This window comes from Burkholderia sp. THE68 (assembly GCF_009938265.1).
Lineage (GTDB): Bacteria > Pseudomonadota > Gammaproteobacteria > Burkholderiales > Burkholderiaceae > Caballeronia.
This window is the reverse complement of record NZ_AP022317.1, coordinates 688,201-710,646: the sequence shown is the minus strand read 5'-3', so window position 1 is coordinate 710,646 and position 22,446 is coordinate 688,201. Positions and strand designations below refer to the sequence as shown.

General features: G+C 65.1%; 23 protein-coding genes. 14 read left to right on the top strand and 9 right to left on the bottom strand.

What is annotated here, in order from left to right:
* Nucleotides 1-27 precede the first annotated feature (27 nt).
* The 4 genes from BTHE68_RS24585 to BTHE68_RS24570 all read right to left on the bottom strand — a co-directional run bounded on the left by BTHE68_RS24585 (nt 28) and on the right by BTHE68_RS24570 (nt 5,015).
* The gene (locus tag BTHE68_RS24585; protein WP_162068886.1) at nt 28-1,395 is read right to left on the bottom strand and encodes a sigma-54-dependent transcriptional regulator; all 1,368 of its coding nucleotides are present in this window, start codon (nt 1,393-1,395) and stop codon (nt 28-30) included.
* Complete coding sequence (locus BTHE68_RS24580; RefSeq protein WP_162068885.1) at nt 1,380-2,861, bottom strand: sensor histidine kinase; 1,482 nt, start codon at nt 2,859-2,861, stop codon at nt 1,380-1,382. The genes BTHE68_RS24585 and BTHE68_RS24580 overlap by 16 nt, the downstream gene beginning before the upstream one ends.
* A 58-nt stretch (nt 2,862-2,919) precedes the next feature.
* Nucleotides 2,920-4,371 carry an MFS transporter gene (locus BTHE68_RS24575; RefSeq protein ID WP_162069175.1) on the bottom strand — a complete coding sequence of 484 codons (1,452 nt, stop codon included), beginning with the start codon at nt 4,369-4,371 and terminating at the stop codon, nt 2,920-2,922.
* Between the two features lie 185 nt (nt 4,372-4,556).
* The gene (locus tag BTHE68_RS24570) at nt 4,557-5,015 is read right to left on the bottom strand and encodes a DUF4437 domain-containing protein (protein WP_162068884.1); all 459 of its coding nucleotides are present in this window, start codon (nt 5,013-5,015) and stop codon (nt 4,557-4,559) included.
* A 376-nt stretch (nt 5,016-5,391) separates the two neighbouring features.
* Between BTHE68_RS24570 and BTHE68_RS24565 the strand changes: the two genes are divergently transcribed.
* Nucleotides 5,392-5,958 (top strand): cysteine hydrolase family protein, encoded by a 567-nt coding sequence (locus BTHE68_RS24565; RefSeq protein ID WP_162068883.1) that lies wholly within the window; start codon nt 5,392-5,394, stop codon nt 5,956-5,958.
* 7 nt (nt 5,959-5,965) lie between these two features.
* Here the strand turns inward: BTHE68_RS24565 and BTHE68_RS24560 are convergent, their stop codons facing one another.
* From BTHE68_RS24560 to BTHE68_RS24550, 3 genes are all read right to left on the bottom strand, one after another.
* Nucleotides 5,966-6,871, bottom strand: coding sequence for a LysR family transcriptional regulator (locus BTHE68_RS24560; RefSeq protein WP_162068882.1), 906 nt, complete (start codon nt 6,869-6,871; stop codon nt 5,966-5,968).
* Nucleotides 6,872-7,100: 229 nt separating this feature from the next.
* A complete protein-coding gene (locus tag BTHE68_RS24555; RefSeq protein WP_162068881.1) occupies nt 7,101-8,591 on the bottom strand; it encodes a SulP family inorganic anion transporter in 1,491 nt (496 codons plus the stop codon).
* A 312-nt stretch (nt 8,592-8,903) separates the two neighbouring features.
* A complete protein-coding gene (locus BTHE68_RS24550; protein ID WP_162068880.1) occupies nt 8,904-9,221 on the bottom strand; it encodes a DUF4148 domain-containing protein in 318 nt (105 codons plus the stop codon).
* 203 nt (nt 9,222-9,424) lie between these two features.
* On the opposite strand from BTHE68_RS24550, the gene BTHE68_RS24545 reads away from it, so the two are divergent.
* The 9 genes from BTHE68_RS24545 (at nt 9,425) to mdcH (ending at nt 16,666) form a co-directional block, all read left to right on the top strand.
* Nucleotides 9,425-9,766 carry a hypothetical protein gene (locus tag BTHE68_RS24545; RefSeq protein WP_162068879.1) on the top strand — a complete coding sequence of 114 codons (342 nt, stop codon included), beginning with the start codon at nt 9,425-9,427 and terminating at the stop codon, nt 9,764-9,766.
* A gap of 188 nt (nt 9,767-9,954) precedes the next feature.
* Nucleotides 9,955-11,616 carry a malonate decarboxylase subunit alpha gene (mdcA, locus tag BTHE68_RS24540; RefSeq protein ID WP_162068878.1) on the top strand — a complete coding sequence of 554 codons (1,662 nt, stop codon included), beginning with the start codon at nt 9,955-9,957 and terminating at the stop codon, nt 11,614-11,616.
* Complete coding sequence (locus BTHE68_RS24535) at nt 11,616-12,494, top strand: triphosphoribosyl-dephospho-CoA synthase (RefSeq protein WP_162068877.1); 879 nt, start codon at nt 11,616-11,618, stop codon at nt 12,492-12,494. Before mdcA ends, BTHE68_RS24535 begins: the two co-directional genes overlap by 1 nt.
* 8 nt (nt 12,495-12,502) lie before the next feature.
* Nucleotides 12,503-12,811, top strand: a complete 309-nt coding sequence (locus BTHE68_RS24530) for a malonate decarboxylase subunit delta (RefSeq protein WP_061178447.1) — start codon at nt 12,503-12,505, stop codon at nt 12,809-12,811.
* Nucleotides 12,812-12,816: 5 nt separating this feature from the next.
* Nucleotides 12,817-13,668 (top strand): biotin-independent malonate decarboxylase subunit beta, encoded by an 852-nt coding sequence (locus tag BTHE68_RS24525; RefSeq protein WP_162068876.1) that lies wholly within the window; start codon nt 12,817-12,819, stop codon nt 13,666-13,668.
* Entirely contained in the window at nt 13,665-14,480 is an 816-nt protein-coding gene (gene mdcE / locus BTHE68_RS24520) for a biotin-independent malonate decarboxylase subunit gamma (RefSeq protein ID WP_162068875.1), read from the top strand. Before BTHE68_RS24525 ends, mdcE begins: the two co-directional genes overlap by 4 nt.
* Before the next feature lie 56 nt (nt 14,481-14,536).
* Nucleotides 14,537-14,932: a malonate transporter subunit MadL gene (gene madL / locus BTHE68_RS24515; RefSeq protein WP_061178449.1), complete on the top strand. Its 396-nt coding sequence runs from the start codon at nt 14,537-14,539 to the stop codon at nt 14,930-14,932.
* Between the two features lie 14 nt (nt 14,933-14,946).
* Entirely contained in the window at nt 14,947-15,714 is a 768-nt protein-coding gene (gene madM / locus BTHE68_RS24510; RefSeq protein WP_061178450.1) for a malonate transporter subunit MadM, read from the top strand.
* A 22-nt stretch (nt 15,715-15,736) separates the two neighbouring features.
* Complete coding sequence (gene mdcH, locus BTHE68_RS24505; protein WP_162068874.1) at nt 15,737-16,666, top strand: malonate decarboxylase subunit epsilon; 930 nt, start codon at nt 15,737-15,739, stop codon at nt 16,664-16,666.
* Nucleotides 16,667-16,670: 4 nt separating this feature from the next.
* Here mdcH and BTHE68_RS24500 read toward each other — a convergent pair whose 3' ends face one another.
* Nucleotides 16,671-17,585 (bottom strand): LysR family transcriptional regulator, encoded by a 915-nt coding sequence (locus BTHE68_RS24500; protein ID WP_162068873.1) that lies wholly within the window; start codon nt 17,583-17,585, stop codon nt 16,671-16,673.
* Between the two features lie 82 nt (nt 17,586-17,667).
* The gene (gene gcvA, locus BTHE68_RS24495) at nt 17,668-18,555 is read right to left on the bottom strand and encodes a transcriptional regulator GcvA (protein WP_162068872.1); all 888 of its coding nucleotides are present in this window, start codon (nt 18,553-18,555) and stop codon (nt 17,668-17,670) included.
* A 218-nt stretch (nt 18,556-18,773) separates the two neighbouring features.
* Between gcvA and BTHE68_RS24490 the strand changes: the two genes are divergently transcribed.
* The 4 genes from BTHE68_RS24490 to BTHE68_RS24475 all read left to right on the top strand — a co-directional run bounded on the left by BTHE68_RS24490 (nt 18,774) and on the right by BTHE68_RS24475 (nt 22,441).
* Nucleotides 18,774-19,544, top strand: coding sequence for a transketolase (locus tag BTHE68_RS24490; RefSeq protein ID WP_225936403.1), 771 nt, complete (start codon nt 18,774-18,776; stop codon nt 19,542-19,544).
* Nucleotides 19,541-20,524, top strand: a complete 984-nt coding sequence (locus tag BTHE68_RS24485; protein ID WP_162068870.1) for a transketolase family protein — start codon at nt 19,541-19,543, stop codon at nt 20,522-20,524. The genes BTHE68_RS24490 and BTHE68_RS24485 overlap by 4 nt, the downstream gene beginning before the upstream one ends.
* Nucleotides 20,525-20,562: 38 nt before the next feature.
* Entirely contained in the window at nt 20,563-21,327 is a 765-nt protein-coding gene (locus tag BTHE68_RS24480; RefSeq protein WP_162068869.1) for an SDR family NAD(P)-dependent oxidoreductase, read from the top strand.
* A 73-nt stretch (nt 21,328-21,400) separates the two neighbouring features.
* The gene (locus BTHE68_RS24475) at nt 21,401-22,441 is read left to right on the top strand and encodes a TRAP transporter substrate-binding protein (RefSeq protein ID WP_061178457.1); all 1,041 of its coding nucleotides are present in this window, start codon (nt 21,401-21,403) and stop codon (nt 22,439-22,441) included.
* The last annotated feature ends 5 nt before the right edge of the window (nt 22,442-22,446 follow it).

Genomic DNA, 22,446 nt, shown 5'->3' with positions numbered 1-22,446 from the left:
CGTGCTGTCCGATATCCCGACACTCGCTCACTCATCGGACATCCCTAGGTTCGCGAGACGCGTATAGAGCGACTGACGGCTGATGCCGAGCCTGCGCGCCGCTTCGGCGCGATTGCCGTCGGTGAGCGCGAGGGCGCGTGCGATCAGCGCGCGTTCGAGTTGCGCGAGTGCGTCGTCGAGTGGAAGCCCGGCGAGGCCGGCGGGGATTGCGTCGGTGGCGTCGCTCGTGGCGGTGTCGAAGAGGAAGGCGAAGTCGTCGCGCGTGAGCAGCGCACCCGGCGCGAGCGCGCTCGCCCGCTCGATCGCGTTCGCCAGTTCACGCACGTTGCCGGGCCACGCGAAGGTGACGAGCATGCGCTGCGCATCTGCGGAAAGTCGCTTGCGCGATGCGCCAAACGCCGACAGGAAATGCTCCGCGAGCGGCAGGATATCGGCCACACGCTCGCGCAAGGGCGGCAAGTGCAGCGGGATCACGTCGAGCCGATACAACAGATCGCGCCGGAACGCGCCAGCCGCGACCATCGCCGGGAGATCGCGGTGCGTGGCGGCCACGACGCGCACATCGACGGCGACCGGCCGGTTCGTGCCGAGCGGCGTGACCTGCCGTTCCTGCAGCACGCGCAGCAGCTTTGCCTGCATCGCCAGCGGCATGTCGCCGATTTCATCGAGAAAGAGCGTGCCGCCGTGTGCCTCCTCGAAGCGCCCGCGCCGCTCCGCATGCGCGCCAGTGAACGCGCCCTTGCCGTGACCGAAGAGTTCGCTTTCGAGCAGATCCTCAGGAATCGCCGCGCAGTTCACGGCGACGAACGGTCCGCCCGAGCGCGCCGACGCGCGATGCAGCACGTGCGCCGCCACTTCCTTGCCGGTGCCGGTCTCGCCCGTGATGAGCACCGTCGAGTGAGTGCCCGCCGCGCGGCCCAGACGTTTTTGCACGTCGCGCATGGCTTCGCTCACCCCGAGCAGTTGCGGCTCGCGCGACGCCGTTTCGTCCGCGAAGGCCGTCGTCGCGGCATCGGGCGCATCGGGATGCGCCGCGAGCATGCGCTCGAGCAGCGCGGCGATCTCGTCGCGGCCGACGGGTTTGGTCAGATGTTCGAACGCGCCGAGCCGCATCGCGCCGATGGTGTTGTCGCTCGTCGCGTGCGCGGTGAGCATCACGACCGGCACGCGTTGCAGGCCGTCGGCGCCACGCAGCGATTCGAGCACGGCGAGACCATCCGTGCCCGGCAGCCGGAAGTCGAGAAAGATGCAGTCGGGCGCTTGCCGCTCGCGCAGGCATTCGAAGGCCGCTTCGCCCGAACCTGCCTCGAGCGGCGTGTGGCCGAGGTCCTGCACGGTTTCGGCGAGGCCTTCGCGAAAGGCGTCGTCGTCGTCGATGATCAGTATGGTCGCCATGGCAAGTCGATCACGAAGCAGGTCAGGTTCGAATCCTCCGCGAGATACGCGCGGCCGCCATGCGCCGAAGCGATCTCCCGCACCACGGCCAGGCCCAGCCCGGAACCATCCGGGCGTCCCGTCACGAACGGCTCGAAAATGCGCTCGCGTTCGGCCGCGCTCACGCCGGGGCCATCGTCGGTCACTTCCAGCCTGAGCCGTTCGCCCTCCGCGCATTGTGCGCCCGTCGCGCGCACCGTCACATGGCCGCCCGGCGGCGCATGGCGCAGCGCATTCACGATCAGGTTGTCGAGCGCGCGCGCCAGTTGCGCGGGATCGAAGACGGGCTGCATCGCGCCGGTATCGACGACCGCGCTCAGCGCTATCGCGCGGCTTTCGGCGCTCCCTTCATGCGTATGCACGATGTCGCCGAGCCACGCGGGCAGATCGACGGCGCGCGCGTTCACCGTCACCGGCTGCGTGAGCGCGAGCAGACTCGTCACCTGCGCCTCGATGCGCCCCACCTGCTCGATGATCGCCCTCAGCGCGGCTTCGCGGCGCGCGCCGTCGCCGGCGAGCGCGTTCTCCGCCTTCAGGCGCATCGCGCCCGCGGGGTTGCGGATCTCGTGCGCGATCTGCGCCGCCATCTTGCCCAGCGCTCCGAACCGTTCGGCCTGCGCCAGTTGAGTGCTCAGCGCGTTCGCCTCGCGCCGCAGGCGCTCGGTGCGCTCGACATAGCGATTGAGCGCATCGACGATCTGGTCGAGATCCCGCTCGCCGAGCCGTTCGAGCCGCCTGCCCTGCTCGAATCCGCCAGCGGGCGCGAGCGCCTGTTCCAGCCGGGCGAGGTTGTGTCTCCAGCGCCTGAGCGCCACGGCCAGAAACAACGCCAGCACGACGATGATCGCGAGCACGCCCGCCAGGATGGTCGCAGCGCGCTCGCCGTACGGTCCGAGCGGCGGCCGCGCGCGCGTGAGCATCCACGCCTGGAGCCCCGTGTGGCGCGGCACGGGACAGGCGACGGCGATCACGGCATCCGCCCCGCTCGATACGACATCGACCTGCATCTGGCCCGCGCTCGCAGCGTTCTTCAGCGTGCGCAGAATGAGCGGCGTCTCGGCCTCGGGGATATCGCGCTTGACGCCGCTGCCTTCGTAGGTGGGAAACGCGTAGGCGAGAAAGCCGTTGGGCGCGCCGGCCGCTGCGTCGTTCCAGAAACCGCCTTCGATGCCGTCGGTGCGGATCAGCACGAGATCGAGCACCGCGTGCATGAGATCGACATTGGTTTCGCCTGGGCGCTGCATCGACAGATCGTAGCGCGATGCGATCGCCGTGCAGGCCGCCGCCGCCTGATGCTTCGCCGCCGTGACACGCTCGCCGAGCGCGGACGAAAGCATCAGCCACACGGCGGCCGTCAGCAGGCCGCACAAGACGGCGACGAGCACCCAGAGCGCGAAGAGCTGAGTGGAAAACGACGGTCGGGGCATGAAGAGCCTGATCGCGGATGGAGGTGGAGCCTGTACGAGCAAGTCTCTTGCCACCGTCTCATCCACGACGAAATATCAGAACGCTGAGACTGGCCATTACCCAGACACCGACGCCCCCGTAAATCATCGCCCAGCCGAAGCCATGCGTTAATGCGGCCCGCAGGACGGCTCCCGATGGATCGAGCGCATGCAGGGTAGCGAGTCCGCCGCGAGGCGCGTCCACATCGCCCGCGACGATTCTTTCGGCGAGCTGGCGAAGCAAAGTTGCGTCGATGGTCGCTGGCAGATGCGCTCTCAGCTGGCTCAGGATGCCGGCCATCAGGATCGCGCCCATCAACGCGATATTTACCGCCAACGTGAGCATCCGCGCCGTCATGTCGATGCCCGACGCCATGCCGGCACGATCGGCCGGCACAGCGCCCGTTGTCGTGTTCGTGACGGGCGTATTCGTCAGACCGAGGCCTGCCCCCGCGAATACGCATCCGGGCAGCATCGTGAGCGCACTAGGATGTGCCGCGATGCTGCCGAGCTTCATCAGGAGGAAACCGAGCCCGATAGTAAAGAGACCAGTCGGGATCGCCACAGCCGGCCCGAAGCGCACGACGAGACGTTCGCCAAGCGGCGGAAAAATCAAAGTCGGCACGGTATAGGCGAGAAGCGCCAGACCGGTGGTCATGGGATCGTAGCCGAGCCCGACCTGGAAGTAGGTCGGAATGTAGATCATGAACGGCCAGAAGCTGAAGTTCATGCCGATCGAGCCCATCAGCGCGCCGGAAAACCTGGGCGATCCGAAGACCGAAAAATCAAACGCAGGCTGTTTGCTCACTCGTTCGGCCCGGATGAAAGCGGCGAAGGCCAGCGCCGCCCCTGCGACGATCGTGAGCGTGTATGCGCTCGCGAATCCCTTCTCGGGGCCACGCGTGATGGCGAACACCAGCCCGAACACGCAGATCGAAAGCGTGGCGATGCCGGGAACATCCAGCGCGCGCCCGGCGCAATGGCTTGATTTCTCCACCCCGAACCACAGAAGCAGGAATGTGGGGGCTGCGAGGAGAGCGTGAATCAGGAAGACCCATTCCCAGCCCAACCGGTCCACGAGCGCGCCGCCGATCGTCGGCCCGAAACCCAGCCCGATGCCCAGCAGCACGCCCCATGCGCTGAACGCCCTGGCGCGTTCGCTACCCAGCGTGAACTGATTCGACAGCACGGCGATCTGGCTGATCAGCATCGCCCCGCCGCTCGCACCTTGCAGCGCGCGCCCGACGATCAGCATGGGAACGCTCTGGGCCAGGCCGCAGAGCAGCGAAGTGAGTCCGAAAAGCGCAAGACTGGTAAGGAATACGATTCTTCTTCCAAATCGGTCCACGAGCGCACCGGTAGCCATCAGGATGGACGTGACGGCCAGCGTGTAAGCGTTCACGATCCATTGCATGTCCTCGAAGCTGCCGTCGAAGATGCGCTGAAGGACCGGCAGCGTCACCGGCACGCTCGATATCTCGAGACCGAACATCAACGACGTGAGACATATGGCGCCCAATGCGAGGTTGTTTCTGCTCCAGGAGAGGCGGCGCGAGCCGCTCTTCGACGTTTCAGGTTCTGCTGATTCCACGATTTTATTTCCGATAGGGGCCACGGCGTTTGACGAGGAATCCGAATCTTATTGGAACCGCCAAATCACGCCGTGGGAGCCAAGGCTCACTTCGCAGGCAGATAATCGAACGGACCTTTGGACGTGACGAAGAAGATGCACTCCGTCTGCGAGATGCATTTCGTGACGTGTTGTTCACCACCTTTCTGGTACCAGTACGAACCGGCGGCAAGCGGGTGATCCTGCTTCGAGCCAGGCGCTTCGTTGGCGACCACGCCGGCGATGACGACGCCGTAGTAGGAGTAGGTGTGCGTGTGAACGCCGCTGGCAGTGCCGCCAGCCATCTTGATGTAGTTGCTGTGCGCGCTCGCCGCCGGATCGCCCCACCCGTTTGCGATGGTGAGGCCTTCCTTGTTCTGATAGAACTTCAGCTCCGTCACCGGCACGACCTTCGAGTTATCCGCATAGAGATCGGTTTTCTCGCCGGCTGTCGCGGCGAGGACGGGGATTGCTGCGAGCAATGCAGCCGCAGCTGCGAGTCGTTTGGCTTTGGTGGCGAATGACATGGCGTATTCCTTTGTGTTCCTGGATTGATTGAAAGAATCCCGAAGCCGGCACTGCGTGTCAGGCTTCGTGTGATCGATGAAGCGCAGTATGGGCCGACGTTGGAATGTGAGAAACGAGGCCAGCCCGAAAGGATCTTTCGCGAAACGAGAAAGGCGGAATCGCCTCTCAACCTGGACCTTGATTCGCAGTACGTGACTGATCTCGTTGCGCGAACAGTGCTTTCTGCCATTCGTGGATTCCATCGCTCGCGTTGATCGGGCAGCATTTTGCCTGTTGCACTGCAGCCGCTCTCTTGCATGACGCAACGAGAGCCGCTACGCGAGCCAGGCCCGACCGCGGGCCTTGTCCTTATTCAAATTTCGAGGTGAAACGAACATGACGAAGCGAGCACTAGTCGTAGTTGATATTCAGAATGACTACTTCCCTGGAGGGAAGTGGATACTCGATGGCATCGAAGCCGCTGCCGATAATGCGAGTGCCGTCATCGAGTCTTTCAGGGCGCACGGCGACCTTGTCGTCCATATCCGGCATGAAAGTCTCGCCAAGGACGCGACGTTCTTCCTGCCTGATACCGACGGCGCCCAGCTGCACAGGAAGGCAGCGGCTCTGCACGGCGAGCGGGTCATCGTGAAGCACCACATGAATCCCTTTCGCGAGACGGATCTTCGCGAGATTCTCGATGCTCAGGGCGTCAAGCAAGTCGTGGTCATCGGGGCTATGAGCCATATGTGCATCGACGCCGTCACGCGTGCGTCGGACGACTTCGGCTTCGAGACCACCGTGATTCACGATGCCTGCGCCACCCATGCGCTCGAGTTCAAGGGCGTGAGTGTTCCGGCCGTTCAGGTGCATGCCGCTTTCATGGCGGCGTTGAGTTTCGGTTACGCGAAAGTTATCTCTGCGGCTGATTTTTTGAGTTCTGAACGCAACCGAAACGCGTAGCCGACGGTTATGCGTACCACAGCGTCTTATTCGCCCTCAAGGTTTCGACCGCGAGGTCGACGAATACGCGCACCTTCTGATTGACGTGCCTGCCCTCGCGATGCACCACGTGAATGGGAAGCGTGGCCAGCTCGTGTTCCGGAAGCACGACCTGAAGCTTTCCTTCCGCGAGCGCGGGCGCGATCTGACAGGACAGCAGGCACACGATGCCCAGCCCTGCCAGCGCTGCCGACATCGCCGAGTCGTTTGTCGTCGTGATGAGGCGGGGCTGGATTGGCACGATGCTCGACTTCGAGTCTCCGCGAAAGCGCCACTCGGGCGATGGCGTCGAAGGCAACGATTGAATCGTCACGTGCGAGGCGAGGTCGTCCGGCTTCTGCGGCTCGCCGCGTGCCTCCAGATACTCAGGCGATGCGCAGAGCAGGCTTCGAACCCTTCCCACTGCGATTGCCTGCAGAGAGGAACTCGGCAAGTTTCCGATGCGGATCGCAACGTCGACTCCCTCATCCACCAGATTCACGGTTCGGTCCAGAAACCAGCAGCTCGCGCTGACATCCGGATACCTCGCGAGATACTCCTGCACGATGGGAGTCACATGGCTGTTGCCGAGCACGATGGGTGCGGTCACCGTCAACTGGCCGCGCGGCGACGTGCGCGTGCCGGCGGCGGCCAGTTCCGCTGCCTCCACAGTCGCGAGCACGCGGCGGCATTCATCGAAAAACGCGGCGCCTGCGTCAGTCGTTCGAACGATGCGTGTCGTGCGGTTCAGAAGGCGCACGCCGAGATGCTCCTCGAGCTCGTTGACGAGGCGGCTGATCACGGACGTCGAAACCTGGAGCTTGCGTGCCGCCGAAGAGAAACCCTCTGTTTCGACGACCGTCACGTACGTCGCCATAGCCTGCAGTTTGTCCATGTTCGATGCGAATCTCCATGACGGTGACCCGCTCGTGGAATCGGACCGGGTCACAGGAATGCAGTTTATGGACGCATGGCCACGCGCGGAATCCCTCCGTGGCGCATTACGTATTTCGCGAAATGAGAACAATGGGAACAGCTCGCCAGTTAGAACAGGGCAAGAACGAAAGTACGAACGTACGTGAAGACCAGGGAGTGCCGCCGGTTCTCCGCACAGATCCGCGTCATCAACCCACGTTCAGCCTGCCGCTCAATCGGGCGTGAAACGCACGGCTGCGCTCATCGAGACCGACCATCGTCACGTCGACGCCGTGTTTTCGATACTTGAGCTGGATCGAGTCGAGCGCGGCGACCGTCGACGCGTCCCATATCTGCGACTTCGTGAAGTCGATGATCACCGTGGCCGGATCGATCGCGTATTCGAACCGTTCGACGAGATCGTTGCTGCTGCCGAAGAAGAGCGGTCCGTGCACTTCGTAGCGCACGCTCCGGCCATCGTCGGCGATCGTGCGGACTGTGTGGATCACGTGCGCCACGCGCCTCGCGAACAACACCGTTGCGAGCAATACGCCGCCCGCCACGCCGACCGCCAGATTGCCCGTGTGCACCGTCAGCGCGACCGAGAGCAGCATCACCGAGGTTTCCATCCAGGGCATGCGGCGCAGCGTCGCCGGATGCAGGCTGTGCCAGTCCACCGTTTTCACGGCGACAACCATCATCACGCCCGCGAGCGCGATCATCGGGATATGCGCCATCACCTGGCTGAGTCCGGTGATGAGCAACAGGAGGGTTGCCGCCGCTGCGAGCGTGGATACACGCGTGCGCGCGCCGCCGATGCTCACGTTCACCACGGTCTGCCCGATCATCGCGCAGCCGGCGACGCCGCCGAACGCGCCCGCGCCCAGATTGGCCAGTCCCAATGCCCACGACTCGCGCGACTTGCGCGAGCGGGTTTCGGTCATCTCGTCGACCAGCTTGGCCGTGAGCAGGCTTTCGAGCAAACCGACGAATGCGATCGAAACGGCCGTCTTCCACACGATCTTCAGCGTGGAGAAATCGAATGGCACGGTCCACGCGGTGAGACCGGGCAGATCCGACGGCATCGGACGGTCGCCGCCGACCGTCGGCACGGCCCAGTGCAGGCCCATCGCGATCAGCGTCGTCACGATGATGGCGACCAGCGGCGCGGGCACCGCGCGTGTCACGCGCGGCCCGATCAGCACGATCGCCAGCGTGAGCGCGAAAAGCACGTACACGGCCGGAGGCTGGCCGACGAGATGCGGTATCTGCGCCCAGAAAATCAGTATGCCGAGCGCGTTGACGAAGCCGAGCATCACCGAGCGCGGGATGAAGCGCACGATGCGCGCGAGGCCCAGAAGACCGAACGCGACCTGGATGAGCGCCGCGAGCAGCACGGCGGGCAGGATATAACCCGCGCCGTTCGCATGCGCCATCGGTCCGACGACGAGCGCGACCGATCCGGCGGCCGCGGTGACCATCGCCGGGCGGCCGCCGAACAGCGACGTGACGACCAGCAGCACCACCGACGCGAACAGCGCCGAGCGCGGCTCCACGCCGGAGACGAACGCAAAGGAGATGACTTCGGGAATCAGGGCGAGACTGGTGACGATGCCCGCGAGAATCTCGCGCGTCCATGCGATACGCGATTCGGGGGCCGCGATGCGCGGCGCGTCATTCCCGGTGACGGGCTTGTTCATGTTTGATGCCGATGGTGATCGCACGCAGCGCGGCCCCGAGGGTGGAGCGGCGCATTTGCCGTGCTGGAGGACTTCGTGAAGTGAGCAGCGCGGAGGATTTTAACAGGCTGGTGCAACCGTCCCCGGCGAAGTCAGCGCACGCGCTGGCCGGTTCGATACCGACCGGCGAGGCCGCGAACGCCCCCCACGCGCGCCTCGACGGCACGCGTGGGCACCTGCGACATCAACAGGCTAACCGTCAGATATATCGGCGAATCATGCGGCGTCGCCCGAACGCTGCAGATGCCGCAGTTGAACGCGCAAGCGTGAACGCTACTGGCTGGCGCCCGCCCCGATTCCCGCCTTCTTCTGCGCGTCCTGCAAATTTTGTGGATAGTTGGGATCGTTCGCCCGGCCCGGGTTGTAGCCGGCGTCCTCGAGTTTCTTCAATTCGGCGTTCTTCTTCGCGCGCGCCTGTTTTCGCGCGGCTTTTTTCTCGGCTTTGGTCGCAGGCGCGGCTTGCGTCGCGTCGGTTGCGGTCGAGCCGGTTGCGGTCGAGCCGGTATCCTGTGCATAGGAAAGCGGGGCAACGGAAGTTGCCACAGCGCCCAGGAAGAATGACACAGCAAGGCTTGCCAGTTTCGTTCTCACATCGTTCTCCGGTCGGCTGAAAGACAACGTTTCAGGAAGTATAGAGCGTTCGTGTCGACGTTGCGCCTTCCGTGCACATTGCTCAGCATTGCAGATCACTTCATGTCGACCGGAACGTAAAACAGGGCGTGCGTGAGTGAAACCGCACGCCGCAGGAGTAAGCTTTCGGTGCTGAACCTCAATTCCTGGACGGAGACCGCGCGATGAGCATCGCTTCCGAATCGACATCCGCTCCCCGCGGACATACGGCCGAATCACTGCAGACGCTGGCCGCGCTGCTGGAAGTGTCGCTGGAAAAGGGCACGTCCGTGGTCATGGTGCGTCGCGGCACCGGGGAATGTTCGGTCTACATCGGCAAGCCGGGCGATGAGGACGCGAAACTGACCGGTCACGGAACCATCCCGACGGCCGTGGCCGAAGAACTGCTGGTACTGACTCAGGCAGGGTTGAACCGGATGACGGTCGGCGATCAGACGTACCGGTTCTTTCGAAGCTTTACCCAACTATCCGATGTCGGCGGCGCCGTGGTGTTCGCGCCGACCTGAGAAGCCGAAAAGCCCGCGCGCGGGAAAACCCTCACCCCGCGCAGCCGCCCGCTCTGCCCCGCCCCGCGCGGCGCACGCCGCATTGCACCACCGATCATTAACCTGCGGATAACGAACGCATCCTCAGGGTGATTGAACACACCTGTGGCGCTCCCTAGACTCGCCTCAAGTCCTGAGCGAGAGTCCACATGTCCAGTCAAAGTCAGTCCCCGTCCCGCTGGGCCACGCGCCGCGCGGAGAAGCATCGCCGGCTTGCGCGGGTTGCATCGATCGCGGATGGCATGGTGCTGCCCGGCGAGCGCATCGTCGAAGTCCTGCAGGCGCTCGTCGCCCCGGGCGACCGCGTGGTCGTCGAGGGGAACAACCAGAAGCAGGCGGATTTTCTGTCGCGTTCGCTCGCGAAAGTCGATCCGGACATCGTCCACGACCTGCATCTCATCATCCCGAGCGTGAGCCGCGCCGAGCATCTCGATCTCTTCGAGCGCGGCATCGCGAGAAAGCTCGACTTCGCGTACGCCGGCGCGCAAAGCCTGCGCATCTCGCAGTTCCTGCAGGATGGCATCCTCGAGATCGGCGCGATCCATACCTACATCGAACTGTATGCCCGGCTCTATGTGGACCTGACGCCGAACGTCGTGCTGTGCGCGGGCTACAAGGCGGATCGCGAAGGCAATCTCTATACGGGTCCGAGCACCGAGGACACGCCCTCGCTCGTCGAAGCCGCCGCGTTTCGCGACGGTATCGTGATCGCGCAGGTCAACGAGATCGTCGACGATCCGAAGGATCTGCCGCGCGTCGATATCCCCGGCTCGTGGATCGACTTCGTGGTGCAGTCGGACAAGCCGTTTTTCATCGAGCCGCTGTTCACGCGCGATCCGCGCCTCATCACGCCGATACAGGTCCTGATGGCGATGATGGCGATTCGCGGCGTCTACGAGCGGCATCAGGTGCAGTCGCTCAATCACGGCATCGGCTTCAATACGGCGGCGATCGAACTGATCCTGCCGACCTACGGCGAGAAGCTCGGCCTCAAGGGCAAGATCTGCCGCCACTGGACGCTGAACCCGCATCCGACGCTGATCCCCGCGATCGAAACCGGCTGGGTCGAGAGCGTGCACTGCTTCGGCGGCGAACTCGGCATGGAAGCCTATGTCGCGGCGCGGCCCGATATCTTCTTCACCGGCCGCGACGGTTCGATGCGCTCCAATCGCACGATGTGCCAGCTGGCAGGGCAATACGCGGTGGACATGTTCATCGGCTCGACGCTGCAGATGGACGGTGAAGGCAATTCGTCGACCGTCACGCACGGCCGGCTCACCGGCTTCGGCGGCGCGCCCAACATGGGCCACGATCCGCACGGCCGCCGTCACGCGACGCCCGCGTGGCTCGATCTGCTGCAAACGGACAGCCCGCTGGAGCGCGGCCGCAAGCTCGTCGTGCAGATGGTCGAGACGTTCCAGGCGGGCGGCCAGCCAACCATCGTCGAATCGATCGATGCGGTCGAAGTCGGCCGCGAATCCGGCATGCCGCTCGCGCCGGTCATGATCTATGGCGACGACGTCACGCACGTGCTCACCGAGGAAGGTATCGCGTACCTGTACAAGGCGCGCTCGCTCGAACATCGCAAGGAGATGATCGCGGCCGTGGCGGGCGTCACGCCGATCGGTCTCAGGAGCGATGCGAGCAAGCTGGCCGCGCTGCGCCGCGACGGCTTCGTCGCGCTGCCGGAAGACCTGGGCATTCATCGCAGCGAGGCCAGCCGGTCGCTGCTCGCCGCGAAGAGCATGGCGGATATCGTCGACTGGTCGGATGGCTTGTACGAGCCGCCCGCCCGCTTTCGGAGCTGGTGATGCGCGCGAACCTCGCAATCGGCGCGGCGCACGCGCCAAATCTGGCCGCGCATTTCGGCGCGCATGGGGTGCAGGCGCTGATCGACGAAGTGACGCTCGCGCCGAAGCCCGGCCTCGTCGATATCCGCAGCCGCGGCGCGCACCACGATCTCGACTGGCAACTGATGCGCGCATCGGCGCTCGCGTTGCAGCCGACCTTCGTCGAGCTGGCGCGCGCGGGCATCGAAACGCAAGCGCTGCTCGCGCTGCGTGAGCGCATCGGCGCAATCGGGCGCGCAGGCGAAGCGCGCATGTTCGATGCGACCGGCGGCGTGAACACGCATCGCGGCGCGATCTGGGCGCTCGGGCTGCTCGTGACCGCCGCCGCACGCGATCCTGACGACCTCGCGCCGCAAGCCGTCGCCGCGCGCGCGGGTTCAATCGCCCGCGTGCCGGATCGCCACGCGCCCGCGATCACCGGCAACAAGGGCGAACAGGCCTGTCTCGATTACAACGTCGGCGGCGCGCGCGGACAGGCGCAGGCAGGCTTTCCGCATGTCGTGGATGTCGCGTTGCCGGAACTCGCGCGCTCGCGCTCGCGTGGCGACAGCGAAACGGCCGCGCGCCTGAACGCGTTGCTCGCCGTGATGGCGAGCCTCGACGATACCTGCGTGCTCGCGCGCGGCGGACCGGATGCGCTCGCCGACATGCAGCACGGCGCGCGCCGCGTGCTGGAACAGGGCGGCGCGGCGGCGCTCGCGGGCCGGCGCGAACTGAAGGCGCTCGACCGGCGTCTCGTCGAACTGCATGTCTCGCCCGGCGGCGCCGCCGACCTGCTCGCCGCCGCCCTCTTTCTCGACCGGCTTCAACGCGAAGCCCTTCCCACGACGAAGGCATAGGAACGCATATGGAAACCATCGTCCTCGAATTCCCGGCGGGGCAGCCCGCGCAAGGCCGCGCGCTCGCCGGCGTGGTCGCCTCGGGCGATCTCGAAGTGCTGCTCGAAGCCAACGCCGCGCACCGCACCGTAGTGAATATCACGACGTCCGTCGACGGCAAGGGCCGCCTCTGGCACGCCGTGCTCGAACGCATCTTCGGCGACGGCTCGCTGCCCGCCGCGAAGCTCGAAATCAACGATTCGGGCGCGACGCCGGGCGTCGTGCAGATGCGTATCGGGCAAGTCCTCGAACAACTGCAATCCAACGGCGGAGCGTGACGATCATGGATACCCAGCAACTGCTCGAACGCCAGAGCTTCATCGAACTGGATGCGCGCAGCCGCGCGAAGAAACTGCTCGACGCCGGCACCTTCCGCGAACTGCTCGACCCGTTCGAGCGCGTCACGTCGCCGTGGCTCATGCGGCAAGGCATCGTCACGCAGGCCGACGACGGCATGGTGGTCGCGAAAGGCGAGATCGATGGACAGCCGGCCATCGTGCTCGGCATCGATGGCGGATTCCAGGGCGGCAGCATGGGCGAGGTGTCGGCGGCGAAGATCGCGGGCAGCCTCGAACTCGCCGCCGAAGACAACCGCAACGGCATCCCGACGCGCGCCGTGATCCTCTTCGAAACGGGCGGCGTGCGCCTGCAGGAAGCCAATCTCGGGCTCGCGGCGATCGCGGAGATCCACGCGGGCATCGTCGACCTGCGGCGCTATCAGCCGGTGATCGGCATCACGGCGGGGCCGATCGGCTGTTATGGCGGCATGTCGATCGCGGCGGGCCTGTGCAGCTATCTGATCGGCACCCGCGAAGCGCGCCTCGGGCTCAACGGTCCGGCAGTCATCGAACAGGAAGCGGGCATCGCGGAATTCGATTCGCGCGACCGTCCGATGATCTGGAGCTTCACCGGCTGCGAGCAGCGGCATCGCACGGGACTCGTCGATGACTACGTCGCCGACGACGCCGATGCGATCCGCGCCGCCGTCATCGAACGTTTTCGTGGCGGACGGCCGCGGGCGTGCCGCAGCGAACGGGTCGCGGGCTTCCTGACGCGCCTTTCCGAAGTCGATCCGGGCGTGCAAGCCACGCCGGAACACGCAACCGCCATCTACGGCAAGGGGTTTCAGTCATGAGCACACCAGCGCTTTCCAAGCGCGGCGCAGTCTGGCTCGACGCGCTCACCAACAGCGCGCCGTTGCAGCCGGGCTATCCGCCCTCGGTGCGGGTCGCCGATGCGCGTCTTGGCGACCATCCCGCGCGATTCATCGCCGTGGTGCCCGATCCGGACAACCCGTTCCCGCGCGCGCGCGGCGGCGAAGTCGGGCTGGTCGAGGCGTGGGAAGTGGCGCGTGCCGTGCGCGAGGTCATCGACGCCGACAAGCACGGCGACGACAAGCGCGCGATCGTCGCCGTGATCGACGTGGCGAGTCAGGCGTATGGACGGCGCGAGGAAGCGTACGGCATCCATCAGGCGCTCGCCGGCGCCGCCGATGCGTATGCGAGCGCGCGTCTCGCCGGCCATGCGGTGATCGGGCTGATCGTCGGGCGGGCGATGTCGGGGGCGTTTCTCGCCCACGGCTATCAGGCCAACCGGCTGATCGCGCTCGCCGATTCGCAGGTCATGGTCCACGCGATGGGCAAGGAATCGGCGGCGCGGGTCACGCTGCGCTCGGTCGCCGATCTCGAAGCGTTCACCGCGCGCGTGCCGCCGATGGCCTACGACATCGACAACTACGCGTCGCTCGGTCTGCTCTGGAAGCTCCTGAGCGTGAACAATGCCGACGCCCCCAGCCGCGCCGATCAGACCACCGTGGAAAAGGCTCTGCAAGCCGCCTTCGACGACATCCGCAGCGATCCGTCGCGCGGTCTGGAAAGCCGGCTCGGCAGCGCGCACCGCGCGGCTTCCGTCACGGTGCGGCGCAAGTTGCGGGAGCAATGGCGCTGATCCTGTTTCATGCCGGCTCGTCAGAAGCCAAATAAATTCAATCAAGGAGACACGAAATGATCATCTACGGAACTGCTTTGCTCGCGTTCTGCCATCTGGCGGGGCTATTTCTCGGCGACCTGCTCGGCGTCGCGATCGGCGTGAAGACGAATGTCGGCGGCGTCGGCATCGCGATGCTGCTGCTGATCTTCCTGCGCCTCTATCTGCACGGTAAGGGCTGGCTGCCGAAGGAAACCGAAGCGGGCGTGGGCTTCTGGGGCGCGATGTACATCCCCGTGGTCGTCGCGATGGCGGCGAACCAGAACGTCGTCGCCGCGCTGAAGGGCGGGCCCGTCGCGCTGCTCTCGGCGCTGGGGGCTGCTGCGCTCTGCGCGGGCTGCATCGCCGTGCTGTCACGCACCGGCCGCGACAGCACGTCGTTCGTGAATGCCCCGCACCTCGAAGAAATCTGAATCAGGAGACAGTCATGCTGCATATGCTCGACAAGATTTTGATCCAGAACGGCCTCGTCACCGCGTTCTTCCTCGTGGGCCTCATCATGTGGGTGTCGTCGCTGATCTCGCGCAAGCTGACCTTCGGGCGCGTGCACGGCTCGGCGATCGCCATCGTGATCGGCCTCGTGCTCGCCTACTTCGGCGGCGCGTTCACCGGCGGACAAAAGGGTCTCGCGGACCTGCCGCTCTTTACCGGCGTCGGCCTGATGGGCGGTGCGATGCTGCGCGACTTCGCCATCGTCGCGACCGCGTTCGAAGTGCAGGCGACCGAAGCGCGCAAGGCGGGGCTCATCGGCGTGGTGTCACTGCTGCTCGGGACGGTGCTGCCGTTCATCGTCGGCGCGAGCATCGCGCATGCGTTCGGCTATACGGACGCGGTCAGCATGACGACCATCGGCGCGGGCGCGGTGACGTATATCGTCGGTCCGGTGACGGGCGCGGCGATCGGCGCGAGTTCGGATGTCATCGCGCTCAGCATCGCGACGGGCCTCATCAAGGCGATCATCGTGATGATCGGCACGCCGATCGCGGCGGGCTTCATGGGGCTGAAGACGCCGCGCTCCGCGATGATCTTCGGCGGGCTCGCCGGCACGGTGAGCGGCGTCAGCGCGGGGCTGGCCGCCACCGACCGGCGGCTGGTTCCCTACGGCGCGCTGATCGCGACCTTCCATACGGGCGTCGGCTGCCTGCTCGGACCGTCGCTGCTGTTCTTCGCGACGAAAGCGCTGATGGGCGCGTGAAGCGCCGGGGAGACGCGGCATCATGAGCGTGCTGTTCACCTTTCCCGGCCAAGGCTCGCAGCGCGCCGGCATGCTGCACGCGCTGCCGCCGCACGAAGAAGCCGCGCGCACGCTCGACGAAGCCAGCGACGTGCTCGGCTACGACGTGAAGTCCATCGACGACGCGGCATCGCTTCGTTCAACAGTCGCGGTGCAGCTTTGCCTGTTGATCGCGGGCGTCGCTCAGGCGCGCGTCATGCGGGCGCACGGCCATGAGCCCGACATGGTGTCGGGGCTCTCGGTCGGCGCGTATCCCGCCGCCGTCGTCGCGGGCGCGCTCGCGTACGCCGACGCCATCAAGCTCGTCGCGTTGCGCGGCCAGTCAATGGAGCGTGCCTACCCTGCCGGCTACGGCATGACGGCGATCGTCGGCCTGACGCAGCGAGCGCTCGAACGGCTGATCGCGCAAGTGAGTGACGAGGTCTTTCTCGCCAACGTCAACACGGACACACAGATGGTCGTCGCGGGCAGCGACGCCGCGATGCATCGTCTCGCGGCGCTCGCAAGCGATCACGGCGCGCAACGTTGCGAGCGTCTCGATGTCGCCGTGCCGTCGCACTGCGCCCTGCTCGACGCACCCGCCGCCGCGCTCGCCGATGCCTTCAGCGCGGTCGACGTGCGCACGCCGCGCATCGTCTATCTGAGCGCCAGCGCCGCGCGGCCGCTTTTCGACGGCGCGCGCATCGCCGCCGATCTGGCCGGCAACATGGCGCGACAGGTGCGCTGGCACGACACGATGCGACTCGCGTGGGAACGCGGCGCGCGCCTCGCGATAGAGATGCCGCCTGCGAACGTCCTGACGCGGATGGCCGGTTCGATCTTCGCGGAAGGCGTCGCGGTAAGTTGCAGCGAAACCTCGCTGCCCGACCTCGGCGCGCTCATCGACCGCGAACGAACCCGCGACGAACGCTGAAGCGTCAGCCAGCGTTTCTCGTGCGCAGACGGCAGACCGCCATCAGCGCGAGCAGGTTCGGGTCGCGCTCTCGCGCGCGCAGGAAACTGACGCCGATCGTCTGGCGCATCAGATATTGCGGCTTGAGCGGAATGAACTGCACCTTGTCGCCGAACACGCCGCGCACGCGCCCCGGCAGCAGCGTATAGCCGACGCCGCCGCTCACCAGATTCATCAGCGAGAAGATATCGCCGGTTCGCATCGTCACGTTCGGCGTGAAGTCCGCGACGCGAAACGCTTCCACGAAACCGTGATACGTCGCGAAGCCTTCGCCGAGCGACACGAACGTTTCGTCGCGGCAGTCTCGCAGATCGACGGCTTCCTGATTCGCGTAGACCGAGCCGGCCGGCGCGGCGAAGAAAATGTCGTCTTCGAACAGCGGGATGGATTCGATTTCCGGATCGGCATCGGGCACGGCCATCAGCGCCGCGTCGATTTCGCTTCGCTTCAGTTTGTCGACCAGTTCGACGTTCGGTCCGAGCACCAGTTCGACCTGAAGCGTCGGCCTGCGCACCTTGATATCGACGACGATGCCCGGCACGGTCTTGATCGTCAGCGAATACAGCGAGCCGATCTTCAGACGGTCCGACGAGTAGCCCGCGGCTTCGCGTGTCGCACGAATGCCGTCGGACATCAGCGTCATCACCTCTTGCGCGACATCGGCGAGCATCTGCGCCGCTTCGGTCGAGCGGAGATTGCGGCCCTCATGGCGAAACAGCGCGCATCGCACGCCTTGTTCGAGCGAGTGCAGCGCGCGATGCACGCTGACCGTGCTCACGTTCAGCGCCTCGGCCGCCTTCGCCAGATTGCCGGTCTCCATGAAGGCGAGCAGGACTTCGAGCTTGCGGAAGGTGATCTCATCGTCGATTCGGTCGCGCATGTTGGCTCAAGAATGCTTTCAGATGCCTGATTATCGCCTCGCCGCCCGGTCGGACGAATAGCGTTTATCCCTCAAGGCATCGTCAGCCGAGTTCTTCGAACAGCCAGTCCTGAAAACTCTTCACCTTGGGCAAATCCACCGACGACTTGAGCAGATTCAGCGTGTAGCCATTCACACGCAGCCCGTCCAGACCGAACGGCGCGACGAGCCTGCCGGTATCGAGTTCGCGCTGCACGAGCAGCAGGCTTTCCAGACACACGCCGACGCCATCGGCCGCCGCGCTGATCGCCATGAACGAGCGATCGAAGCGCGGTCCGCGCGAAATATCCAGCGGCGTCTTTCGATGCAGGCGCATCCAGTCGCGCCATCCGGCCAGGCAGTTCTCACTGTGGATCAGCGTGTGATGCTTCAGGTCCGCGACCGCGCGAATCGGATGCGGGCCTTCCATCAGCTTCGGCGAACACAGCGGCACGATCGTCTCGGACGGCAGATCGAGCACCAGCGTGCCCGCCGGCTGCAGCTTGCGCGCGCCGTAGCGCAGATCGATATCGACCGATGCGCGCGTCAGGTCCACCGGATCGTTCGAGGCGTTCAGGCGCAGATCGATGTCCGGGTTCTGCGCGGAGAAGCGCGCGAGGCGCGGCATCAGCCATTGCGTCGCGAAGCTCGGCGTCGAATGCACGGTGAGGATGTCGCTCTTCGCGACGCGGCCGATATCGCGCGTCGCCTTCTCGATGCGCGCGAACGCCGCCGCGATCTCTTCCGCATATTGCCGGCCGCTGTCCGTCAGGATCACGGCGCGGTGCACGCGATGAAACAGCCGCACGCTCAACTGCTCTTCCAGCAGCTTGATCTGATGGCTGATCGCGGAGGGCGTCACGAACAGTTCGTCTGCTGCAAGCGCGAAGGACGAGAGCCGCGCGGCCGCCTCGAAGGCCTGTATGGACTTGAGTGTGACGCGATTGTGCATTGCAGTATTCGAGTGAATTGAATTCAACGATACGCCACTTTAATTCGTTTGAGCGCGTGAGCGCACGCGAATACGCTTTTATCTACCGGCAACGTGCTCGATTCGAGGGATAACCCTGAGCAGCGCGCCAACATAAAAACGATGGAGACAAAAGCGTGAACAACGACATCGCGCAACTCGCGGAGCATGCGTATCGCATTCGCCGCAACGCGCTTCTGATGGGCGAAGTGCAGGGTCAGGGTTATATCGGCCAGGCGCTCGATATCGCCGACGTACTGGCCGTCGCTTATTTCGGCGCGATGAACCATCGCCCGGAAGACCCCGAGTGGGAAGCGCGCGACCGCTTCCTGCTCTCCAACGGTCACTACGCGATCGCGCTGTATGCGGCGCTCTTCGAAGCGGGCGTGCTGCCCGCGGACGAACTCGAAACCTACGGCAGCGACGACAGCCGCCTGCCGATGTCCGGCATGGCCAGCTACACGCCCGGCATGGAGATGTCGGGCGGCTCGCTTGGGCAAGGCCTGACGATCGCCGTCGGACGATGCCTCGGCCTGAAGCGCAAAGGCTCGAAGTCCTTCGTCTACACGCTCTTTTCCGATGGCGAACTCGACGAAGGCGCGATCTGGGAAGGGCTGATGTCCGCGGCGCACTGGAAGCTCGACAACCTCATCGCGATCGTCGATGTGAACAATCAGCAGGCCGATGGCCCGTCGACGCAGATCATGGCGTTCGAGCCGCTCGTCGACAAGCTTGAAGCGTTCGGCTGGCACACGCAGCGCATCGACGGCAATGACATCGGCGCGGTGAAGGCGGCCTTCGACACCGCGCGCACGCTGAAGGACGCGAAGCCCCGCATCATCGTATGCGATACGAAGATGGGCTGCGGCGTGCCGTTTCTCGAAGAGCGCGAGAAGAACCACTTCATCCGCGTGGATCCGCACGAATGGAAGCTCGCGCTCGAAGCGCTCGAACAAGGGAGACGCGCATGAACACGCGATTGAAAACCTCCGCGATGATCGCGTCGATCGCGAACGAAGGACAGCTCACGCGTTCCGCGCCCTTCGGCCACGCGCTTGCCGAACTGGCGCGCACGAATACCAACATCGTGGGCATGACGGCCGACCTCGGCAAATACACGGACCTGCATATCTTTGCGCAGGCCTTTCCCGAGCGCTATTACCAGATGGGCATGGCCGAGCAACTGTTGATGGGCGCGGCGGCTGGCATGGCGCACGAAGGCGCGCAACCGTTCGTCACGACCTATGCGGTGTTCGCGACGCGCCGCGCGTATGACTTCATCCATCAGACCATCGCGGAAGACAATCTCGATGTGAAGATCGTCGCCGCGCTGCCTGGTTTGACGACGGGCTACGGCCCGAGCCATCAGGCCGCCGAAGACCTCGCGCTGATGCGCGCGATGCCGAACATGACCGTCATCGATCCGTGCGATGCGCTCGACATCGAACAGATGGTGCCGGCCATCGCCGCGCACAAGGGTCCGGTCTATGCGCGCCTGTTGCGCGGCAACGTGCCCGCCGTGCTCGACGAATACGGCTATCAGTTCGAACTCGGCAAGGCCAAGCTTCTGCGCGGCGGCAACGACGTGCTGCTGATCTCGACCGGCATCATGACGATGCGTTCGCTCGAAGCCGCGAAGGCCCTGCGCGAAGACAGCGTCGATGTCGCCGTCCTTCACGTGCCGACCATCAAGCCGCTCGACACCGCGACCATCCTGCGCGAAGCGAAGCGCACGGGCCGCATGGTCGTCGTCGCGGAGAACCATACGACGATCGGCGGACTGGGCGAAGCCGTCGCGCGCAAGCTGCTCGGCGCGGGCGTCACGCCTGCCTTCCGCCAGATCGCCCTGCCCGACGCGTTCCTCGACGCGGGCGCGCTACCGACGCTGCACGATCGCTACGGCATTTCCACCGAAGCGATGTGCAACACCATCAAAGGCTGGCTGAACTGAGCCTTCATTCACCTCACCCCTATCAGGAGCATCCCATCATGTCAGAGTCGCGTCTTCTCGAAGGCAAGGTCGCCGTCATCTCCGGAGCGGCATCGCCGCGCGGGATCGGCATGGCGACGGCGCGCATGTTCGCGAAGCACGGCGCGAAGGTCGTCATTCTCGATCTCGATGCCGCCGCCGCGCGCGAAGCCGCCAGCAGCATCGGCCCGGAACATCGCGGCTATGTATGCGACGTGACCGACCGCGACGCCTGCGGCGCCGCGGTCGACAGCATCGTCGCGGACCTCGGCACCATCGATATTCTCATCAACAACGCGGGCATCACGCAGGCGTTGAAGCTGCTCGATATCGACAGCAAGAGCTGGGACCGCATTCTCGATGTGAACCTGCGCGGCGTGCTGTATCTGTCGCAGGCGGTCGTGCCGGTGATGAAGCGCAACGGCGGCGGTTCGATCGGCTGCATGTCGTCGGTGTCTGCGCAGCGCGGCGGCGGCATTCTCGGCGGCCCGCACTATTCCGCTGCGAAGGCGGGCGTGCTCGGCCTCGCGAAAGCCATGGCGCGCGAGTTCGGCATCGACGGCATCCGCGTGAACTGCGTGACGCCGGGCCTCATTCAGACCGATATCAATGCAGGCAAGATCAGCGACGAAAAGCGCGTCGAGATTCTCGCGGGCATTCCGCTCAATCGTCTCGGCGTGCCCGATGACGTCGCGGGCGCGTTCCTGTTTCTGTCCGCGCCGATTTCCTCGTACATCACCGGCGCCGTCATCGACGTGAACGGAGGCATGCTGATCCACGGATAAACGCTCACGCGCACAGGGCGCGGCATCGGATAACAACACTTATATCGACATCATCAGGTTGGAGGAGCACACCATGACCATTCGCACGAAGGACAGCGGCATCGACCGGCGCACGTTTCTGAAGGCGGGCGCGACCATCGCCGCCGCCGCGCCGCTCTTTGCCATCACGACGCGCCGCGCATCGGCGGCGGAGTTTTCGTACAAGCTCGCGACCGGACAGGACCCGACGCATCCGGTGAACATTCGCGGCCAGCAGGCGTGCGACAAGATTCGCGAAGCCACCGCCGGCCGGGTCGATATCAAGCTCTTTCCCGCCAACCAGCTCGGTTCCGACACCGACCTGCTCTCGCAGGTGCGCAGCGGCGGCGTCGAGTTCTTCAACCTGGCCTCGTCGATTCTCGCGACGCTGACGCCCGCCGCTGGCATCGTCAACACGGGCTTCGCGTTTCCGGATTACGACACGGTCTGGAAAGCGATGGACGGCGATCTCGGCGGCTATATCCGTCAGCAGATCGAGAAGTCGGGGATCATCGCGGTATCGAAACCCTGGGACAACGGCTTCCGTCAGGTGAGTTCGTCGACGCGCGTCGTGAAGACGCCCGCCGACCTGAAGGGCTTCAAGATCCGCGTGCCGCAGGCGCCGATGCTCACGTCGCTGTTCAAGTCGCTCGATGCCGGCCCCGCGCCGATCAACTTCAACGAACTGTATTCCGCGTTGCAGACGGGCGTGGTCGAAGGTCAGGAAAATCCGCTGCCGATCATCGCGACGGCGAAGCTCTACGAAGTGCAGAAGTCGATCAGCCTGACCTCGCACGTATGGGACGCGTACTGGATTCTCGGCAACCGCCGCGCGTGGGAGAAGCTGCCCGCCGACATGCGCGCGATCGTCACGCGCGAATTCGAGGCCGCCGGCATGAATCAGCGCGCGGACATCGCGAAGCTGAACCTGTCCTTGCGCGATGACCTGAAGGCCAAGGGCATCAACATGGTCGACGTGGATCGCGAAGCCTTCCGCAGCGCCCTGAAGAAAACCAGCTTCTATACCGACTGGAAAGCGAAGTACGGCGAACAAGGCTGGGGCGCACTCGAGAAGTACACCGGCAAACTGGTATGAAGACC

What these genes read in the sequence shown, in the direction of transcription:
- BTHE68_RS24485 (WP_162068870.1), top strand. Translation starts at nt 19,541, where the DNA reads ATGAACACGCGATTGAAAACCTCCGCGATGATCGCGTCGATCGCGAAC.
- BTHE68_RS24535 (WP_162068877.1), top strand. Translation starts at nt 11,616, where the DNA reads ATGCGCGCGAACCTCGCAATCGGCGCGGCGCACGCGCCAAATCTGGCC.
- BTHE68_RS24500 (WP_162068873.1), bottom strand. Translation starts at nt 17,585, where the DNA reads ATGCGCGACCGAATCGACGATGAGATCACCTTCCGCAAGCTCGAAGTC.
- BTHE68_RS24555 (WP_162068881.1), bottom strand. Translation starts at nt 8,591, where the DNA reads ATGAACAAGCCCGTCACCGGGAATGACGCGCCGCGCATCGCGGCCCCC.
- BTHE68_RS24480 (WP_162068869.1), top strand. Translation starts at nt 20,563, where the DNA reads ATGTCAGAGTCGCGTCTTCTCGAAGGCAAGGTCGCCGTCATCTCCGGA.
- BTHE68_RS24580 (WP_162068885.1), bottom strand. Translation starts at nt 2,861, where the DNA reads ATGCCCCGACCGTCGTTTTCCACTCAGCTCTTCGCGCTCTGGGTGCTC.
- BTHE68_RS24475 (WP_061178457.1), top strand. Translation starts at nt 21,401, where the DNA reads ATGACCATTCGCACGAAGGACAGCGGCATCGACCGGCGCACGTTTCTG.
- mdcH (WP_162068874.1), top strand. Translation starts at nt 15,737, where the DNA reads ATGAGCGTGCTGTTCACCTTTCCCGGCCAAGGCTCGCAGCGCGCCGGC.
- BTHE68_RS24545 (WP_162068879.1), top strand. Translation starts at nt 9,425, where the DNA reads ATGAGCATCGCTTCCGAATCGACATCCGCTCCCCGCGGACATACGGCC.
- gcvA (WP_162068872.1), bottom strand. Translation starts at nt 18,555, where the DNA reads ATGCACAATCGCGTCACACTCAAGTCCATACAGGCCTTCGAGGCGGCC.
- BTHE68_RS24585 (WP_162068886.1), bottom strand. Translation starts at nt 1,395, where the DNA reads ATGGCGACCATACTGATCATCGACGACGACGACGCCTTTCGCGAAGGC.
- mdcA (WP_162068878.1), top strand. Translation starts at nt 9,955, where the DNA reads ATGTCCAGTCAAAGTCAGTCCCCGTCCCGCTGGGCCACGCGCCGCGCG.
- BTHE68_RS24565 (WP_162068883.1), top strand. Translation starts at nt 5,392, where the DNA reads ATGACGAAGCGAGCACTAGTCGTAGTTGATATTCAGAATGACTACTTC.
- BTHE68_RS24525 (WP_162068876.1), top strand. Translation starts at nt 12,817, where the DNA reads ATGGATACCCAGCAACTGCTCGAACGCCAGAGCTTCATCGAACTGGAT.
- BTHE68_RS24530 (WP_061178447.1), top strand. Translation starts at nt 12,503, where the DNA reads ATGGAAACCATCGTCCTCGAATTCCCGGCGGGGCAGCCCGCGCAAGGC.
- mdcE (WP_162068875.1), top strand. Translation starts at nt 13,665, where the DNA reads ATGAGCACACCAGCGCTTTCCAAGCGCGGCGCAGTCTGGCTCGACGCG.
- BTHE68_RS24490 (WP_225936403.1), top strand. Translation starts at nt 18,774, where the DNA reads ATGGGCGAAGTGCAGGGTCAGGGTTATATCGGCCAGGCGCTCGATATC.
- madM (WP_061178450.1), top strand. Translation starts at nt 14,947, where the DNA reads ATGCTGCATATGCTCGACAAGATTTTGATCCAGAACGGCCTCGTCACC.
- BTHE68_RS24560 (WP_162068882.1), bottom strand. Translation starts at nt 6,871, where the DNA reads ATGGACAAACTGCAGGCTATGGCGACGTACGTGACGGTCGTCGAAACA.
- madL (WP_061178449.1), top strand. Translation starts at nt 14,537, where the DNA reads ATGATCATCTACGGAACTGCTTTGCTCGCGTTCTGCCATCTGGCGGGG.
- BTHE68_RS24575 (WP_162069175.1), bottom strand. Translation starts at nt 4,371, where the DNA reads ATGTTCGGTCTCGAGATATCGAGCGTGCCGGTGACGCTGCCGGTCCTT.
- BTHE68_RS24570 (WP_162068884.1), bottom strand. Translation starts at nt 5,015, where the DNA reads ATGTCATTCGCCACCAAAGCCAAACGACTCGCAGCTGCGGCTGCATTG.